Here is an 18,112-nt window from a genome sequence, read left to right on the forward strand (position 1 = left end):
AAGCCCCGGCCCACGCCTCTCCGGATGATCCGGAGAAACCTGGCCGGGGCCTCCCGCACTTCTCAGCGCGCCCTCAGTGCGTCTTCGAGCGCATCTCAAGCGCAAACGCCGGTGACGCTCAAGCGGCGACGACGTCCACCGCTTCGGCGGGCGCCTTGATGGTGACCCGTTCCGGCGGCACACCGGCCACCGAGACGGAGCCCAGCATCGGACGTACCGACGTGGGCACGGGTTCGCTGGGGGTGGCCGCAGCGGACTGGGCCAGCTCGGCGAGGGCGAGCTCGTCGCTCACTTCCCGCATCAGTTCGGACATCCGTACGTCCAACGCGTCGCAGATGGCGGAGAGCAGCTCGGAAGATGCCTCCTTCTGCCCCCGCTCCACCTCGGAGAGATAGCCGAGTGAGACTCGGGCGGACGAGGAGACTTCGCGCAGAGTACGGCCCTGGCGCTGGCGCTGCCGACGCAGCACGTCACCCAGCAGGCGACGGAGCAGAATCATCGGTGGCTCCCTCCTCGGACCGCGTAGCCGCATCCTTCACGCCCCACCGTACCGCCTTGCGCCGCGGCCGTGCGGGGAGCGATGTCGTGTTCACTCAGGGCTGCAAACATCAAAACCCCCCGTTCCGTTCCGTATCCTGTGCCCGCTCATTCCCGGTCTGTTCGCCCGCAAGCTCCTGAAGGAGCAGTGCGAGTACGCTCCGTACACTCTCCATACGAATTTCCGCCCGGTCGCCGTTCAACCGCAGCGACGCCACTTTCCCGCCAACGGAGAGTTCCGAGGTGGGTCCGTCGATCGCCACATAGACCGTCCCGACGGGCTTTCCGTCCTGTTCCTCCGGACCTGCGACACCCGTGGTCGCGATGCCCCAGGAGGCACCGAGCGCCTTGCGCACTCCGGCCGCCATCTGGGCCGCGACCTGCGGATCCACCGCTCCGCGCTCAGCCAGCAGCGTGGCGTCGACGCCGAGCAGTCCATGCTTCAGCTCGGTGGCGTAGGCAGTCACCGAACCCCGGAACGCCTTGGACGCCCCGGGGACCGCTGTGATTTCCGCCGCAACCAACCCACCGGTGAGCGACTCGGCGACCGCGAGCGTCTCCGCCCTCACCGTGAGTAGTCGCACCACTTCGGTGGCCGGGGAATTCACGCTTCCGTCTCCTCCAACGCCGCCTGGCGCTCGGCGATTCCCTGCCGACGCAGCACAATGGCCTGTCTCACATAGTCGAGGCCGGTCGCCACGGTCAGCGCGACCGCCACAGCCATCACCCAGAACCGCGCGGTGGCCAGCCACCCCGTCAGCGCCAGGATGTACATGCCGACCGCGATGCCCTGGGTGAGCGTCTTCAGCTTGCCGCCGCGGCTCGCCGGGATGACGCCGTACCGGATGACCACAAAACGCAGCAGTGTGATCCCCAGTTCCCGCCCGAGGATGACGCCGGTCACCCACCACGGCAGATCGCCGAGGTAGGACAGACAGATGAGCGCCGCCCCCATGATCGCCTTGTCGGCGATGGGGTCGGCGATCTTCCCGAAGTCGGTGACGAGGTTGTAGGTGCGCGCCAGATGACCGTCGAAGAGGTCGGTGATCATCGCGACGGCGAAGGCCGCCCAGGCGAACGACCGCCAGGCCGGGTCGTACCCGCCGTCGGCCAGCATCAGCGCGACGAAGCCCGGCACCAGCAGCAGCCGAAGCATGGTCAGGAGGTTGGCGATGTTCCAGAGACTGGCCTGGTTGACGGCCGCCGCGGCGATCTTCCCGCTCCGCGCGGACTTGGCACCGGTGTCGGTGCCGGACGCACCCGCCGTGCCGGACGCACCCGCCTGGGAGGGGCCACCCGCAGCGGATGCCGGTGCTCCGGTCATCTGCCCGCCTCCTCACTACACGCGAGCGAACCGGCCAGCGGCTCGGCCACCAGATCGACACCCTCGGTACCGACCACCTTCGCCTCGACCATACGACCGACGCTCAGACCTTCGCCGCTCGTGAGCAGCACCTGGCCGTCCGTCTCGGGGGCCTGGTGCTCGCCGCGTCCGTAGACACCCTCGTCGTCCACGGACTCCACCAGCACCTGCACGGTCTCGCCCACGCGCTCCTCGGCCCGCTGCGAGACGAGTTCCTCGGCCAGCCGGGAGACGCGCGCGAGGCGCTCGGCGACGACGTCCTCGTCGAGCTTGTTGTCGTACGTCGCCGCTTCCGTGCCCTCCTCGTCGGAGTAGCCGAAGACGCCGATGGCGTCCAGCCGCGCGCCGTTCAGGAATCGCTCCAGCTCCGCCAGGTCGTCCTCGGTCTCGCCCGGGAAGCCCACGATGAAGTTGGAGCGCACACCGGCCTGCGGGGCCTTGCCACGGATGGTGTCGAGCAGCTCCAGGAAGCGGTCGGTGTCGCCGAAGCGGCGCATCGCGCGCAGCACGCCGGGGGCGGAGTGCTGGAAGGAGAGGTCGAAGTAGGGCATGACCTTGGGCGTGGAGGTGAGCACGTCGATGAGCCCGGGCCGCATCTCGGCCGGCTGGAGGTAGCTGACGCGCACCCGCTCCAGACCGTCGACCTCGGCGAGCTCGGGCAGCAGGGACTCCAGCAGACGGATGTCGCCCAGGTCCTTGCCGTACGAGGTGTTGTTCTCGGAGACCAGCATGATCTCCTTGACGCCCTGCTCGGCCAGCCACCGCGTCTCGTTCAGCACGTCGGAGGGGCGGCGCGAGATGAAGGAGCCACGGAAGGACGGGATGGCGCAGAACGTGCAGCGCCGGTCGCAGCCGGAGGCGAGCTTCACCGAGGCGACCGGGGCGCCGTCCAGACGGCGGCGCAGGGGCGCACGGGGTCCGGAGACCGGAGCGATCCCCTCCGGAAGATCCTCAGGCACGGTCTCCGCGGCCTCGGCGGCCGACCCGTGCCCCGGCAGCGCGACGGCCGCGGCCGAGTCCTGCCGCTCGGCAGGGCTGATGGGCAGCAGCTTGCGCCGGTCGCGCGGGGTGTGGGCGGCGTGGACGCCGCCGCTCAGGATGGTCTGCAGGCGGTCCGAGATGTCGGCGTAGTCGTCGAAGCCGAGCACACCGTCCGCCTCGGGGAGGGCCTCGGCGAGGTCCTTCCCGTACCGCTCGGCCATGCAGCCCACCGCCACGACGGCCTGGGTTCTGCCGTGCCCCTTGAGATCGTTGGCCTCCAGGAGGGCGTCGACGGAGTCCTTCTTGGCGGCGTCGACGAAGCCACAGGTGTTGACGACGGCGACGTCCGCGTCCTCGGCGTCCTCGACGAGTTCCCAGCCGTCCGCCTCCAAGCGGCCTGCGAGCTCCTCCGAGTCCACCTCGTTACGGGCGCAGCCAAGAGTGACGAGTGCGACGGTACGGCGTTCAGGCATGGGCTCAAGACTACTTCGTTCCACTGACACCCCACGTCGAAGGGGTTGGCGATCTTGGCGCCAACCCCTTCCATGCCTGCCGGAACGCTCATCCGGGTCCTAACCGACCGTCGGGTCGCCCTTCGTGTACGTGAGCCGCTCCACGGCTCCCGGCTGCCAGTCGTCGTCGATCTTCTTGCCGTTCACGTACAGCTGGATCGCCCCGGCGTCGCCGAGCACGAGGTTGATCTTCTCGCTGTCCTGGAAGGTCTTGGTGTCGCCCTTCTCCAGCACGCCGTCGAACAGCAGCCGCCCGTTGTGGTCCTTGGCGGAGATCCAGCTCCGGCCGTCGGGGGCGCCGACCTGGACGGTCACCTTGTCCTGGGGCGCGGCCGCGATGGCGCTGTCGGAGGGGTCCGGCTTCGGCGACTCGGGCTTCTCGCTCTTGGGCGTGGGCGAGGAGGTCTTGCTGGCCGAGGGCGCGGCGCCCTCGGCGACCTGCGCCTTCCCGCCCTCGTCGTCACCCTTGAACGCGGTGAATCCGACGAAGCCGACCACGGCGACGATCGCGGCGACCATGGCCGCGGTCCAGTTGGGTCCACGCCGCTCGGGACGGATGCGTTCCGCCTCGAACAGCGGGGCAGCCGGGGTCGGCGCCGGACGCCCGCCGCCATGGTCGGCGGCGTACTGGTCCAGCAGCGGGGCCGGATCGAGATGGACGGCCTTGGCCAGGGTTCGGATGTGCCCACGGGCGTAGACGTCCCCGCCACAGGGGGCGAAGTCGTCCGCCTCGATGGCATGCACGATGGCGATGCGGACCCGGGTGGCGTTGCTGACGTCGTCGACGGTCAGCCCGGCCGCGATACGTGCCTGCTGGAGGGCACGGCCGATGGAGATACGGGCTTCCTCGCGGTCGTCTTCGAACGGACGCTCGTCTTCAGGGGAGTTGCCGATGGACACGGGGGCGCCTTTCGAGCGTTTAAGCCACCTGTGCTGAGGATTCAGTCTAGGGGGGGTGCGAAAGGGTGGGGCAACCGGGCGGTGGGACTTTGTACGCCATCGGTATGGCCGGACACACCGATGGCGGGGCAGCAGCTTTTCGCTTCCCTCAACTTGACGTACGCCGAAGGGAAACGGTTGCTCAATGATCCCTTACGGGTGAGTCACGATCGAACACCCATCGGCGGCTCATCCGTGGGCCCGGCGACCACTGCGCCCCGTTTCCTGCCTTTAAGCCTCCCCGCGGATCACCGCGAGCACTCCGTCCAGCTCATCAGCCTTCACAAGAACGTCACGAGCCTTGGATCCCTCGCTCGGTCCGACGATCCCCCGGGACTCCATCAGGTCCATCAGGCGACCCGCCTTGGCGAACCCGACCCGCAGCTTGCGCTGGAGCATGGAGGTCGACCCGAACTGCGTGGAGACCACCAGCTCGGCCGCCTGGCACAGCAGGTCCAGGTCGTCGCCGATCTCCTCGTCGATCTCCTTCTTCTGCTTCGTCCCCACGACGACGTCGTCCCGGAAGACGGGCGCCATCTGGTCCTTGCAGTGCTGGACGACCGCCGCGACCTCGTCCTCGGTCACGAAGGCGCCCTGCATACGGGTGGGCTTGTTCTGGCCCATCGGCAGGTACAGCCCGTCACCCTTGCCGATCAGCTTCTCGGCGCCGGGCTGGTCGAGGATGACCCGCGAGTCAGCGAGCGAGGAGGTGGCGAAGGCGAGCCTGGAGGGCACGTTCGCCTTGATCAGACCGGTGACGACGTCGACCGACGGCCGCTGCGTGGCGAGCACCAGGTGGATACCGGCCGCGCGCGCGAGCTGCGTGATGCGCACGATCGAGTCCTCGACGTCCCTCGGCGCGACCATCATCAGGTCGGCGAGCTCGTCGACGATCACCAGCAGATACGGGTAGGTCTTCAGCTCCCGCTCGCTGCCTTCCGGCGTCTTGAGCTTGCCCTCGCGGATGGCCTCGTTGAAGTCGTCGATGTGCCGGTACCCGAACGCCGCCAGGTCGTCGTAGCGCAGATCCATTTCCCGTACGACCCACTGGAGCGCCTCGGCGGCCCGCTTGGGGTTGGTGATGATCGGCGTGATCAGGTGCGGAATGCCCTCGTACGCCGTCAGCTCGACGCGCTTGGGGTCGACGAGGACCATCCGCACGTCCTCGGGGGTCGCGCGGACCATGATGGAAGTGATCAAGCAGTTAATGCACGACGACTTACCGGAACCGGTCGCTCCGGCAACGAGCACATGCGGCATCTTCGCGAGGTTGGCCATCACATAGCCGCCCTCGACGTCCTTGCCGAGCGCCACCAGCATCGGATGCTCGTCCTCGGCCGCCGCGGCAAGCCGCAGCACGTCCCCGAGGTTGACCATCTCGCGGTCGGTGTTCGGGATCTCGATGCCGACCGCGGACTTGCCCGGGATCGGGCTGATGATCCGGACGTCCGGGCTGGCGACGGCGTACGCGATGTTCTTCGCCAGCGCGGTGATCCGCTCGACCTTCACGGCGGGGCCGAGCTCGACCTCGTACCGCGTGACCGTCGGCCCGCGCGTGAAGCCGGTGACGGCCGCGTCGACCTTGAACTCCATGAAGACGTTCGTCAGCGAGGCGACGACGGCGTCGTTGGCCGCGCTGCGCGCCTTGCCGGGGCCGCCGCGCTCCAGGAGGTCGAGCGAGGGCAGTGAGTAGGTGATGTCACCGGACAGCTGGAGCTGCTCGGCGCGCGGCGGCAGTTCGCCCTGGGCCTCGGGCGCGGGCTTGGTGAGGTCCGCGACCTCGACCTTCAGCTTCTCCTGGACCTTCAGCTTCTCCTGCCGGGGGCGCGCGGCCGGGGCCGGCACGGGGGTCGGCACCGGCGTCGGCGTCGTGTCCTCGCGGTCCCCGACGCTCACGCCCTGGGTGAGGTCGGCGACGATCGGCGACGGCGGCATGCCGTGCAGGACGGCACCGTCGAGCGCGGCGGCCGCCGCCGCGGCGACGTCCACGGCGTCCATCGGGCGGTCCATGTCGGGCTGCGGCACCGCGGAGCGCCGGGGGCGGCCTCGACGCCGCGAGAGGGCCTCCTGCTCGGCGCTGTCGGGGTCGTACGCCTCGGGCGCCGACCCGCGCCTACGGGTGCGCGCCGGCAGCGCCTCGCGCCACTGGTCGTCGTACCGCTCGTCGTCCTCGCCGAACTCGTCCTCGGCAGGATCGTGCATGACGCCGAGCCGCACGCCGAGCTCCCGCAGTCGCCGCGGGATGGCGTTGACCGGGGTGGCCGTGACGACCAGCAGCCCGAAGACCGTGAGCAGCACGAGCAGCGGTACGGCGAGGACCTCGCCCATGGTGTAGGTCAGCGGGGTCGCCGCGCCCCAGCCGATGAGGCCGCCCGCATCCCTTATGGCCTGCATGCCGTCGCTGCGGGCGGGTGCGCCGCACGCGATGTGGACCTGGCCGAGCACACCGATGACGAGCGCGGACAGGCCGATCACGATGCGGCCGTTGGCCTCGGGCTGCTCGGGGTGCCGGATGAACCGGGCGGCGATGACCGCGAGCAGTATCGGCACGAGCAGGTCGAGGCGGCCGAAGGCGCCGGTCACGATGATCTCGACCAGGTCGCCGACGGGACCGCGCAGATTCGACCAGGTTCCGGCCGCGACGATCAGCGCGAGGCCGAGCAGCAGCAGCGCGACACCGTCCTTGCGGTGCGCCGGGTCGAGGTTCTTCGCGCCATTCCCTATGCCGCGGAACACGGCGCCCACGGCGTGCGCGAGGCCCAGCCAGACAGCGCGCACGAGCTTGTAGATGCCGCCGGTCGGATTCGGCGCCGGCTTCGGGGCCGGCGCGGTCTTCTTCGCGACGGCTTTCCTGGCGGGCGCCTTCTTCGCCGGAGCCTTCTTCGCAGCGGCCTTCTTCGCCGGAGCCGCCGCCTTCTTCGCGGGCTGCTTCTTGGCAGCGGAGGGACGTGAGGCCATAGGTGTGAGGTTACCGGGGGAGACGACAACGGACACGTGTGCCCGGTGCTTCACCCGTTCGTGTCGCCCCTGCGGGGACGCGGAACTGACACGCACTCACCCGCAACTGAGCCGCGCGTGGGGGTCAGTTCTGCGAGGGCACCGACTGTGTGCTGCCTGTTCCCGGCTCCAGGGCGTCCAGTGCCCGCCGCAGGCCGGTGAGTTTGCGTTCGAGATGAGCCGCGGTGGCCACGGCCGCCGCGTCCGCCGACTCGTCGTCCAGCTGCTTGGACAGGGCCTCGGCCTGCTCCTCGACCGCGGCGAGCCGCGCCGAGAGCTCGGCCAGCAGTCCCGCCGGCTCCTTCGCCTCACCGGCCGGAGCCTTGCCGGCGGCACCGCCCTCCAACTGGAGCCGCAGCAGCGCCGCCTGCTCCCTCAGCTGGCAGTTCTTCATGTACAGCTCGACGAAGACGGAGACCTTCGCACGCAGCACCCACGGGTCGAAGGGCTTGGAGATGTAGTCGACCGCGCCCGCCGCATACCCTCGGAAGGTGTGATGCGGACCGTGGTTGATCGCGGTGAGGAAGATGATCGGGATGTCCCGGGTGCGCTCGCGCCGCTTGATGTGCGCCGCCGTCTCGAAGCCGTCCATGCCCGGCATCTGCACGTCCAGCAGGATCACCGCGAAGTCGTCGGTGAGCAGCGCCTTGAGCGCTTCCTCCCCGGACGATGCCCGCACCAGCGTCTGATCGAGCGCGGAGAGGATGGCCTCCAGCGCCAGCAGATTCTCCGGCCGGTCATCGACCAGGAGGATCTTGGCCTTCTGCACCATGGCCCGCCCTCCTCGCCCCGGCTTGGGGCCTCCCCTGTCCTCAGGACTCGTGGTGACACCGGCAGGTGCCGCCCCGGGGGACGACTCCCTTGCGCCGCCCGTCCTTGTGCCGGTCATGGTAGCCGCACCCCGCCCGTCGCCACACCCTGTCACCGCGATGTCACTGTGCACGTAGCAGAAACGTAGCGGGAGACCAGAAGGTTCCCCGAATCCCGTACTTCTACACGGCTTCGAGCACACTGTGTCAGCGACTCCGCGTGAACACAGAAGGTTCTCGCAGCATCCACGCGAAGCCCGCCCGATCCCGTCACGCGTCCTGCATCCGCTCCGGTCACGCGCCCCGCATCCACTGCTCCATGACCGACAGCAGATGATCGGGATCCACCGGCTTGGTGACGTAGTCGGAGGCGCCCGACTCGATCGCCTTCTCCCGGTCGCCCTTCATCGCCTTCGCGGTCAGCGCGATGATCGGCAGGCCCGCGAACTGCGGCATCCTGCGGATCGCCGTCGTCGTCGCATACCCGTCCATCTCGGGCATCATGATGTCCATCAGCACGACCGTGACGTCGTCGTGCTGCTCCAGGACCTCGATGCCCTCGCGGCCGTTCTCGGCGTACAGCACCGACAGTCCGTGCTGTTCCAGGACGCTGGTGAGCGCGAAGACGTTGCGGATGTCGTCGTCGACGATCAGCACCTTCTCGCCGCCGAACCGGATGCCGCGCCGCACCTCCGGCGCCGGGCTCTGCGCCGTCGTCGCCGCCCACTGGTCCAGCTGGGGCCGCTGTTCGGCCTCCGGCAGGGTCCTGCGGCGGCGCCTGAAGAGCGCCGCGGCACCGTTCTGGGTCTCCTGGTACGACTTCACCTCGGCCGGCGTCCCGATCTCGACCTCGGTGCGGCCGTTCTCGGAAGCGCCGAGGTCACCGACCTCCAGGACCGCCGCGGACTGCTGATAGCCCTGCGGGGGCAGTTCGCTCGGGTGCAGCGGCAAATACAGCGTGAACGTCGAACCGCGTCCCGGCTCGCTCTGCGCGTGGATCTCACCACCGAGCAGCTGGGCGATCTCCCGCGAGATGGAGAGACCGAGACCCGTACCGCCGTACTTCCGGCTCGTCGTGCCGTCGGCCTGCTTGAACGCCTCGAAGATCACCCGCATCTTGCTCGCGGCGATCCCGATCCCGGTGTCGGTCACGGAGAACGCGATCAGATCGGCGTCCGGATCCCGCAGCGAACCGGTCTCCAGCAACTGCTCACGGATCTGCATCGGCACATCCGCGCCGGCGGGCCGGATGACCAGCTCCACCGCCCCGGAGTCGGTGAACTTCACCGCGTTGGACAGCAGATTGCGCAGCACCTGCAGCAGCCGCTGTTCATCGGTGTGCAGCGTGGCGGGCAGCTCCGGCGAGACCCGCACGGACAGGTCGAGGCCCTTTTCCGCGGTCAGCGGGCGGAAGGTGGCCTCCACGTAGTCCACGAGCTGGACGAGCGCGATGCGCGTCGGCGAGACGTCCATCTTGCCCGCCTCGACCTTCGACAGGTCCAGGATGTCGTTGATCAGCTGGAGCAGGTCGGAGCCGGCGCCATGGATCGTCTCGGCGAACTCGACCTGCTTCGGCGAGAGATTGGCGTCCGCGTTGTCGGCGAGCAACTTGGCCAGGATCAGCAGCGAGTTGAGCGGCGTACGCAGCTCGTGCGACATGTTGGCGAGGAACTCGCTCTTGTAGCGCATCGACACGGCGAGTTGCTCGGCGCGCTCCTCCAGGACCTGCCGCGCCTCCTCGATCTCGGTGTTCTTCACCTCGATGTCGCGGTTCTGCTGGGCCAGCAGCTCGGCCTTCTCCTCCAGTTCGGCGTTGGACGACTGGAGGGCCTTCTGCCGGTTCTCCAACTCCGCCGACCGCTCACGCAGTTGCTCGGTCAGCTCCTGCGACTGCCGCAGCAGCACCTCGGTCTTGGTATTGACGGAGATGGTGTTGACGCTGGTCGCGATCATCTCGGCGATCTGGTTCAGGAAGTCCTTCTGGATCTGCGTGAACGGTGTGAACGACGCCAGCTCGATGACGCCGAGCACCTGGCTCTCGAAGAGCACCGGCAACACGATCACCTGCGCGGGCGGCGCCTCCCCGAGCCCCGAGGAGATCTTCAGATAGCCACTCGGCGCGTTCTCCACGAGGATCGTGCGCCGCTCCTGCGCGGCCGTCCCGATGAGTGCCTCACCCGGCCTGAAGGACGTCGGCATCGATCCCATGGAGTAGCCGTAGGACCCGAGCATGCGCAGTTCGTACGACTCCTCCTGGTCGGCGCTCGCGTCCTTGCCGTCGACGAGCGGCATCGCCAGGAAGAACGCGCCGTGTTGCGCGGACACCACCGGCGTCAGCTCGCTCATGATCAGCGAGGCCACGTCCGCGAGGTCGCGGCGGCCCTGCATCAGCGCGGAGATACGGGCCAGGTTGCCCTTGAGCCAGTCCTGCTCCTTGTTGGCGATCGTGGTGTCGCGCAGGTTGGCGATCATCTTGTTGATGTAGTCCTGGAGTTCCTGGATCTCCCCGGACGCGTCCACGTCGATCTTCAGGTTCAGGTCGCCACGGGTCACCGCGGTCGCCACGCGCGCGATGGCACGCACCTGCCGGGTCAGGTTCCCGGCCATCTCGTTCACGGACTCGGTGAGGTCGCGCCAGGTGCCGTCGACGTCACGCACCCGTGCCTGGCCGCCGAGCTGCCCTTCGGTGCCCACCTCGCGGGCGACGCGGGTGACCTCCTCGGCGAAGGAGGACAGCTGGTCGACCATCGTGTTGATGGTGGTCTTCAGCTCGAGGATCTCACCCCGGGCGTCGATGTCGATCTTCTTCGTCAGGTCGCCCTTGGCGATGGCGGTCGTGACCATGGCGATGTTCCGCACCTGACCGGTCAGGTTGGACGCCATCTGGTTCACCGACTCGGTGAGGTCCTTCCACGTACCGGCCACACCCGGCACGCGCGCCTGCCCGCCGAGGATTCCGTCCGTACCCACCTCACGGGCCACCTTGGTGACCTGGTCGGCGAACGAACTCAGCGTCTTCACCATGGTGTTGAAGGTGTCGGCGAGCTGCGCGACCTCGCCGCGCGCCTCGATCGTCACCGTCCGGGTCAGATCGCCGTTGGCGACGGCCGACGCGACCTGGGAGATGTTCCGCACCTGCATGGTCAGGTTGTTGGCCATCAGGTTCACGTTGTCGCTGAGGTCCTTCCAGATGCCCACTACACCGGGCACATGGGCCTGGCCGCCCAGGATGCCCTCGGTGCCCACCTCGCGGGCCACCCGGGTCACCTGTTCGGCGAAGGACGACAGCTGGTCCACCATCGTGTTGACGGTGCTGACGAGTTCGAGGATCTCGCCCTTCGCGTCGACGGTGATCTTCTTCGACAGATCGCCCTTGGCGACCGCGGTCGTGACCTCGGCGATGTTGCGCACCTGGATCGTCAGGTTGTTCGCCATGAAGTTCACGGACTGCGTGAGGTCCTTCCAGGTGCCGGAGACCCCCTGCACCTCGGCCTGACCGCCGAGGATTCCCTCGGTGCCCACCTCGCGGGCCACACGCGTGACCTCTTCGGCGAAGGACGACAGCTGGTCGACCATCGTGTTCAGGGTGTTCTTCAGCTCCAGGATCTCGCCGCGCGCGTCCACGGTGATCTTCTGGGACAGGTCACCCCGGGCCACCGCGGTGGCGACCTGCGCGATGTTGCGCACCTGGCCGGTCAGGTTGGACGCCATGCCGTTCACGGAGTCGGTCAGGTCCCGCCACACACCGGCGACGCCGGGCACCTGCGCCTGCCCGCCCAGCCGTCCCTCGGTGCCCACCTCACGGGCGACCCGGGTCACCTGGTCGGCGAAGGCGGAGAGCTGGTCGACCATCGTGTTGATGGTGTTCTTCAGCTCGAGGATCTCGCCGCGCGCGTCCACGTCGATCTTCTGGGACAGGTCGCCCCGCGCCACCGCCGTCGTCACCTGGGCGATCTGCCGCACCTGCGAGGTGAGGTTGCCACCCATGAAGTTGACGGAGTCCGTGAGCTCCTTCCACGTCCCCGAGACCCCCGGCACCACGGCCTGACCGCCGAGACGGCCCTCGGTGCCCACGTCCCGGGCCATCCGTGTCACCTGGTCGGCGAAGGCCGACAGCTGGTCCACCATCGTGTTCACGGTGTTCTTCAGCTGGAGCATCTCGCCGGAGACGTCCACGGTGACCTTCTGCGACAGATCACCGTTGGCCACGGCCGTCGTCACCTGGGCGATGTTCCTCACCTGTCCGGTGAGATTCCGGAACGCCGTGTTGACGGAGTCGGTGAGGTCCTTCCACGTACCGGCGGCCCCGGGCACCTGCGCCTGACCGCCCAGCTCGCCCTCGACACCGACCTCACGCGCCACACGCGTGACCTCGGCACCGAACGCGGACAGCTGGTCCACCATCCCGTTGACGGTGTTCTTCAGCTCCAGCATCTCGCCGGCCACGTCGACGGTGACCTTCTGCGACAGATCACCGTTGGCCACGGCCGTCGTCACGGCGGCGATGTCCCGCACCTGGATGGTCAGGTTCCGGAAGACCGTGTTCACCGAATCGGTGAGGTCCTTCCACGTTCCCGCCGCACCCGGCACGTTCGCCTGCCCGCCGAGCTGGCCCTCGGCACCGACCTCGTTCGCCACCCGTGTGACCTCGTCCGCGAAGATCCGCAGCGTCTCGGTCATCTGGTTGATCGTGTCGGCGAGCTGCGCGACCTCACCACGTGCAGAGACGGTGACCTTCTGCGACAGATCACCGTTGGCGACCGCGGTCGTCACCTGCGCGATCCCGCGCACCTGGGCCGTCAGATTGCCGGCCATCAGGTTCACCGAATCGGTGAGGTCCTTCCACACACCCGCCACACCGGGCACCTGCGCCTGCCCGCCCAGCTCACCCTCGACGCCCACCTCGCGCGCGACGCGGGTCACCTCGGAGGAGAAGGACGACAACTGGTCCACCATCGTGTTGACGGTGTTCTTCAGTTCGAGCATCTCGCCGGCCACGTGAACCGTGACCTTCCGGGACAAGTCACCCTTCGCGACGGCCGTGGTGACGAGCGCGATGTCCCGCACCTGCGCCGTCAGCCGGTACGCCATCGTGTTGACGGAATCCGTCAGGTCCTTCCATGAACCGGACATACCGCGCACCTTGGCCTGTCCGCCCAGCTTGCCCTCGGTACCCACCTCGCTGGCCACGCGCGTGACCTCGTCGGTGAACGTCGACAGCTGGTCGACCAGGTTGTTGACGGTCCGCCCGACCTTGAGGAACTCACCCCGCAGCGGATGCCCGGACCCGTCCGCCGCCTGCGTCCGCAGCTCCATACGAGGCGACAGATCGCCCTCCGCTACCGCGGAAAGCACCCGGCCGACTTCCGAGACAGGTCGTACGAGATCGTCGACCAGGGCGTTGGAAGCGTCGATGGCGGTCAGCCACGACCCCTCACAGGCGCCGATTTCCAGCCGTTCCGTGAGTTTGCCCTCACGGCCCACCATCCGCCGCACCCGCGACAACTCACCCGTCAGATGCAGATTCCGGTCGGCCACCTCGTTGTAAACAGCGGCGATCTCCGACAACACGCCGTCGCCGGACACCGTGAGCCGCTTCCGGAAGTTCCCGTCACGCATCGACACGAGAGCCGCCAGCAGTCGATTCAGGGCGGCCGTGTCCACCGCGGTGGTCCCACCGCGCGGTTTGCGCTGGTTGTTCAGGGACTGTCCGCCTTTCGCGCGCGTCTTAGTGCCCCGCGTCGCTGCGCCAGACTCCACTGTGTCCCTCCCGCAGGGGTCGACCGTTACTGCTGTGCTCCGGTACTACTGTTCGACGTACCGGTTAATGCTGCGCTTTTCTGCCGGATAGACCAGGCCGCACCCCGGGCTGCTGCCCACACTGCGCGGACCACACTCAGCCTGCCCGGACCTTCACAAGAAGCTTGCCCAGTGTTTCACCCTGGCTGAACCAGGCCATAACAGTTCGGCAGCTTCGCACATCGTCCGCACACCCTCCGGACGGAAACACTGGTGACCGGCATCCGCATGGACGGGGAAGGTAAGTAACCTTGCATGCGGCTGTCCAGCCGCGCCGGTCCGTCCGGCCTTGGGCGGTGGCACGAGAACGAGCGGGCATCGGAGGGGCGGCCGCACAACATGACCACCGGACTGATCCCTGGGGGACATCCCCCGGACCGCCGGCCGACGGACGGCCTGCCGCACCAGCGGCACGAGCCGGTCGGCGGCGCAGCCCTGCACGTCGACAACCGCTCGAGGAGTTCTGTGATCACCGCGCGCGCGGCCGCCAGCTTCGAGCCCGTCGGGCGCTCGGTCGCGAGCGCCCGCTCCTTCGTCCGCGACACACTCCAGGGCTGGGGCTTCGCGGACATCGTCGACGACGCGGTGGTCCTCACCAGCGAACTGGTGACCAATGCCGTGGTGCACGCGGGCACCACGGCGGACGTACTGTGTCTGCGCAGCGACGACGGCGTACGCATCGAGGTCGGCGACCGCTACCCCGAGCGCGAGGTCCCCCTCCAGGGCTCCCTCGCCACCATGGGCAGCCCCGACCGCGAGGGCGGCCGCGGCCTCCAGCTGTGCGCGGCCCTGGCCGGCCGCTGGGGCGTCGAGTACACGCCCACACACAAACAGGTCTGGTTCCAGATCGCCCTCCCCGAACGCCCGGTGGGCACCCGCGCCGCCGGCCCCTCGCTCCCCGCGGACCTCCTCCCCCTCGCCGACGGCCGCGTCCGCGTCGCCGTCGTCCAGATCGACCGTACGGCGGCCATCTCCGCCTGGAACGAGGATGCCGAGGAACTCTTCGGCTACCCGGCCGAGCAGGTCATCGGCAAACCCCTGACCGACCTCGCGGCCTGGCCCCACACCCCGGGCACCAGTACGGGCATCGCGGAGGCGCTCCAACTCTCCCGCTGGGAAGGCAGTTACGGCATAAGGGGCGCCAACGGCCGCGTCACCCCCGTGTACGCCTCCCACCTCCGCGTCCGCGACACGGACGGCGAGCCCTCCACGGTCTGCCTCCTGGTCCGCGACAACGAACGCGCGGTCCTCCAGACCCCGTTGCGCATCCCGGCCTCCGACACCTCACCCTCCTCCGACGGCCAGAGCACCGACCCCTTCGAGGTGTTCATCGGCTCCCCGGCCCCGGACGACCTCGACGGCCTCCTCCAGCGCACGGTGGAACGCGCCCGCGACATGCTCGACGCCGACTCCGCCTTCCTGCTCCTGGCCACCGACGACGAAACGGAGTTGGAGGTCCGCGCCTCCACCGGCCTGCCCTCCGCCCGCCAGCGCTTCGCCCGCGTCCCCGTCGAGGCGGGCCCCGGCCGCTACGGCTCGGCCCGCATGCCGGCCGTCCACGAGGACCTCACGGCGGTCCCTGGCGCAGTCCCGCTCCTGAGCGGCACCGGCATGCGCTCGGTCGTCACGGTCCCCCTGAAGGTCGAGGGACGCCTCACGGGCTCCCTCGGCGTCGCGGCCGAAGGCCCCGGCAGATACTCGAACGAGGAAGCCCTGCGCCTCCAGTTCGCCGCGGACCGCATCGCGCTGGCCGTCGAGTCGGCCCGCCTCGGCGAACTGGAACGCCTGCGCCGAGGATCGCTCAGCTTCCTCGTCGAGGCCTCCGACCTCCTGGCCGGCACTCTGGACCGCGATCAGACCCTGGCCCTGATGGCCCAGATGACCGTCCCGACCCTGGCGACCTGGTGCGCGGTCTACACGATCGCCGACCAGGCCTCGGAGCCCTACCTGTCGTACGTCCTGCACGAGGACGAGGAACTCATCGACGGCATCAAGTCGTTGCTCTCGAAGATCTCCCCGCCCGACCCGGTACCCACCCCGGGCGCCCGCGTCTGGTCCGCCCCCGCCGAGGCGGCCCACCAGGCGGCCCTGCGCACCTCCATGCGCAGCCTGGGCCTCGGCGAACCCATCGGCCGCCTCAGCGCGGGCATCGGCCCGACCCTCGCCACCGCATCGGCAGTGGGCGGCGAGACGGTCGTCCTCCCCCTGGTGGCCCGCAACCGCGTCATCGGCATGCTGACCCTGGGCAAGCCGACGGACGAACACTTCCGCCAGGAAATCCTGGAACTGGCCGAGGACTTGAGCCGCAGGGCAGCGCTGGCGTTGGACAACGCCCGCCTGTACTCCGAGCGCACGGCCATCAGCCAGTCCCTCCAGCGCAGCCTCCTGCCGCCCGAGCTCCCCGAGATCGACGGCGTCGAGGTCGAGGTCATCTACCGCGCGGCCGGCGAGGGCAACGAGGTCGGCGGCGACTTCTATGACGTCTTCCCCATCAGCGACGGCGCCTACGGCTTCGCCATCGGCGACGTCTGCGGTACGGGCCCGAACGCGGCAGCGGTGACGGGCCTGGCCCGCCACGCTCTGCGGCTGCTGGCCAGGGAGGGCCTCAGCGGCCCGGCCGTCCTGGAGCGCCTCAACTCCGCGATCCTCGATGAGGGAGCCCGCAGCCGCTTCCTGACGCTCCTCTACGGCGAGATGCGCCCCCAGGAGGACGGCAGCGCCGAACTGAAGGTGGTCTGCGCAGGCCACCCCCTCCCGCTCCGCCTCCGCCAGGACGGCACCGTCGAACCGGCCGCCGAGCCGCAGCCCCTCCTGGGCGTGATCGAGGATCTGGAGCTGTACGAGCAGACGGTCACCCTGGACCCGGGCGACGTCCTGCTGTGCGTCACCGACGGCGTCACCGAACGCCGCGAGGGCGCCCGCATGTTGGGCGACGACGGCCTCACCGACGTCCTCACGACCTGCACGGGCCTGACCGCCGGCGCGGTCGCCGCCCGCATCATGCGCGCCGTGGAACGCTTCGCCTCGGACGCCCCGTCCGACGACATGGCGATCCTGGCCATGCGGGTCCCGGGCCTCCACAAGGACTGAGAAGGGTACGAAAAAGGCCCCGCCCAATTGGGCGGGGCCTTTCAGTTGGAGCCCCCTAACGGAATCGAACCGTTGACCTTCTCCTTACCATGGAGACGCTCTGCCGACTGAGCTAAGGGGGCCTGTCGCTTCGAGGTTTCCCTCGCGGCAACGGGATAGATCATACCCCGAACAGACCGGTGTTCCCAACCACGCCCACGAGGTACGAAGCCCGTTCAGAAGGCTGCCTGAAGCAGCCCTCCGAGCGCGTTGCAAGCACCCACGACCCGCTGCATGTCCCGCTTGGTCAGGGACGCGTCCACCGGCAGCGCCAACGTCTCGTCCGCCGCCAGCTCCGTCTCCCGCAGCGACACACAACGCCGGAACTCGGGCAGCCGGTGCACAGGCGTCTTGACCGGCACCCGGCACTCAACGCCCTTGCCACGCAAGGCGCGAGCGAAGGCATCGCGATCGGGCCGCCCGTTCCCGGGCACCCGCACGACGTACTGCTGATAGGTGTGCCCGTCACCGCCGTCGGGCTTGCCCACACCCTTCAACTTCCCATCGAGGTAAGCCGCCCGCTCCCTGCGCTGAGCGACTTCGTCGTACGGCGCCTCGGACTCACCCTGCTCCAGCACGAGCAGCCCATGACGCTGTCCCAGAGCGTGCAGGGCCGCGATGCCGGCCCGCCGCCCAAATCGATGTACGACGACCACGGCCGCGGTCCGCGCGGTCACGGCTGCCTCGACAGCGGACGCGTTGAGGCAGTAGGTCACCGGATCTATGTCGGCGAACACCGGAAGCGCACCGGCCAGGACGACGGCCTCGGCGACCTCCACATTTCCGAAGGCCGGCACCACGACCTCGTCACCGACTCCGACGCCGGCGGCCCTGAGCATTGCAGCAGTACCCATGCTTCGGATGGTGGTTGTGGAACGTGAACTTCAAGTGACGCAGAACAAAAAAGGGTTGGACCCCGAACCGAAGTTCAGGATCCAACCCTTTGAATGATTGTTCGGCGGTGTCCTACTCTCCCACAGGGTCCCCCCTGCAGTACCATCGGCGCTGTAAGGCTTAGCTTCCGGGTTCGGAATGTAACCGGGCGT

The 18,112-nt window shown here is 68.8% G+C and carries 10 protein-coding genes, 1 tRNA gene and 1 rRNA gene; 1 reads left to right on the forward strand and 11 read right to left on the reverse strand.

Going from position 1 to position 18,112, the window contains the following annotated elements; translation table 11 throughout:
* Positions 1 to 118: 118 nt before the first annotated feature.
* The 8 genes from ACWD3I_RS27895 to ACWD3I_RS27930 all read right to left on the reverse strand — a co-directional run bounded on the left by ACWD3I_RS27895 (position 119) and on the right by ACWD3I_RS27930 (position 13,898).
* Positions 119 to 499 (reverse strand): helix-turn-helix domain-containing protein, encoded by a 381-nt coding sequence (locus tag ACWD3I_RS27895; RefSeq protein ID WP_046256999.1) that lies wholly within the window; start codon positions 497 to 499, stop codon positions 119 to 121.
* A 109-nt stretch (positions 500 to 608) separates the two neighbouring features.
* Complete coding sequence (locus tag ACWD3I_RS27900; protein ID WP_365397789.1) at positions 609 to 1,145, reverse strand: CinA family protein; 537 nt, start codon at positions 1,143 to 1,145, stop codon at positions 609 to 611.
* The gene (gene pgsA, locus ACWD3I_RS27905; protein WP_365397786.1) at positions 1,142 to 1,861 is read right to left on the reverse strand and encodes a CDP-diacylglycerol--glycerol-3-phosphate 3-phosphatidyltransferase; all 720 of its coding nucleotides are present in this window, start codon (positions 1,859 to 1,861) and stop codon (positions 1,142 to 1,144) included. Before pgsA ends, ACWD3I_RS27900 begins: the two co-directional genes overlap by 4 nt.
* A complete protein-coding gene (gene rimO / locus ACWD3I_RS27910) occupies positions 1,858 to 3,354 on the reverse strand; it encodes a 30S ribosomal protein S12 methylthiotransferase RimO (protein ID WP_365397783.1) in 1,497 nt (498 codons plus the stop codon). The genes pgsA and rimO overlap by 4 nt, the downstream gene beginning before the upstream one ends.
* A gap of 99 nt (positions 3,355 to 3,453) precedes the next feature.
* Positions 3,454 to 4,293 (reverse strand): helix-turn-helix domain-containing protein, encoded by an 840-nt coding sequence (locus tag ACWD3I_RS27915; protein ID WP_365397780.1) that lies wholly within the window; start codon positions 4,291 to 4,293, stop codon positions 3,454 to 3,456.
* Between the two features lie 270 nt (positions 4,294 to 4,563).
* On the reverse strand, positions 4,564 to 7,290 hold the full coding sequence (locus tag ACWD3I_RS27920) for a DNA translocase FtsK (protein WP_365397777.1): 2,727 nt from the start codon (positions 7,288 to 7,290) through the stop codon (positions 4,564 to 4,566).
* A 124-nt stretch (positions 7,291 to 7,414) separates the two neighbouring features.
* On the reverse strand, positions 7,415 to 8,101 hold the full coding sequence (locus ACWD3I_RS27925; RefSeq protein ID WP_266821383.1) for a response regulator: 687 nt from the start codon (positions 8,099 to 8,101) through the stop codon (positions 7,415 to 7,417).
* Between the two features lie 331 nt (positions 8,102 to 8,432).
* A complete protein-coding gene (locus tag ACWD3I_RS27930; RefSeq protein ID WP_365397774.1) occupies positions 8,433 to 13,898 on the reverse strand; it encodes a HAMP domain-containing protein in 5,466 nt (1,821 codons plus the stop codon).
* A 378-nt stretch (positions 13,899 to 14,276) separates the two neighbouring features.
* On the opposite strand from ACWD3I_RS27930, the gene ACWD3I_RS27935 reads away from it, so the two are divergent.
* A complete protein-coding gene (locus tag ACWD3I_RS27935) occupies positions 14,277 to 17,027 on the forward strand; it encodes a SpoIIE family protein phosphatase (RefSeq protein WP_365397771.1) in 2,751 nt (916 codons plus the stop codon).
* Between the two features lie 46 nt (positions 17,028 to 17,073).
* Here ACWD3I_RS27935 and ACWD3I_RS27940 read toward each other — a convergent pair.
* The 3 genes from ACWD3I_RS27940 to rrf all read right to left on the reverse strand — a co-directional run.
* Positions 17,074 to 17,149 (reverse strand) — tRNA-Thr (locus ACWD3I_RS27940).
* 93 nt (positions 17,150 to 17,242) lie between these two features.
* Positions 17,243 to 17,905 carry a DegT/DnrJ/EryC1/StrS family aminotransferase gene (locus ACWD3I_RS27945; protein ID WP_365397943.1) on the reverse strand — a complete coding sequence of 221 codons (663 nt, stop codon included), beginning with the start codon at positions 17,903 to 17,905 and terminating at the stop codon, positions 17,243 to 17,245.
* A 114-nt stretch (positions 17,906 to 18,019) separates the two neighbouring features.
* Positions 18,020 to 18,112, reverse strand: a 5S ribosomal RNA gene (gene rrf, locus ACWD3I_RS27950); the annotation flags it as partial.

The organism is Streptomyces sp. NPDC002817, from assembly GCF_053592055.1.

Coding starts and splice junctions, on each gene's coding strand:
- ACWD3I_RS27895 (WP_046256999.1), bottom strand. CDS start 499: ATGATTCTGCTCCGTCGCCTGCTGGGTGACGTGCTGCGTCGGCAGCGC.
- pgsA (WP_365397786.1), bottom strand. CDS start 1,861: ATGACCGGAGCACCGGCATCCGCTGCGGGTGGCCCCTCCCAGGCGGGT.
- rimO (WP_365397783.1), bottom strand. CDS start 3,354: ATGCCTGAACGCCGTACCGTCGCACTCGTCACTCTTGGCTGCGCCCGT.
- ACWD3I_RS27920 (WP_365397777.1), bottom strand. CDS start 7,290: ATGGCCTCACGTCCCTCCGCTGCCAAGAAGCAGCCCGCGAAGAAGGCG.
- ACWD3I_RS27925 (WP_266821383.1), bottom strand. CDS start 8,101: ATGGTGCAGAAGGCCAAGATCCTCCTGGTCGATGACCGGCCGGAGAAT.
- ACWD3I_RS27935 (WP_365397771.1), top strand. CDS start 14,277: ATGACCACCGGACTGATCCCTGGGGGACATCCCCCGGACCGCCGGCCG.
- ACWD3I_RS27945 (WP_365397943.1), bottom strand. CDS start 17,905: ATGCTCAGGGCCGCCGGCGTCGGAGTCGGTGACGAGGTCGTGGTGCCG.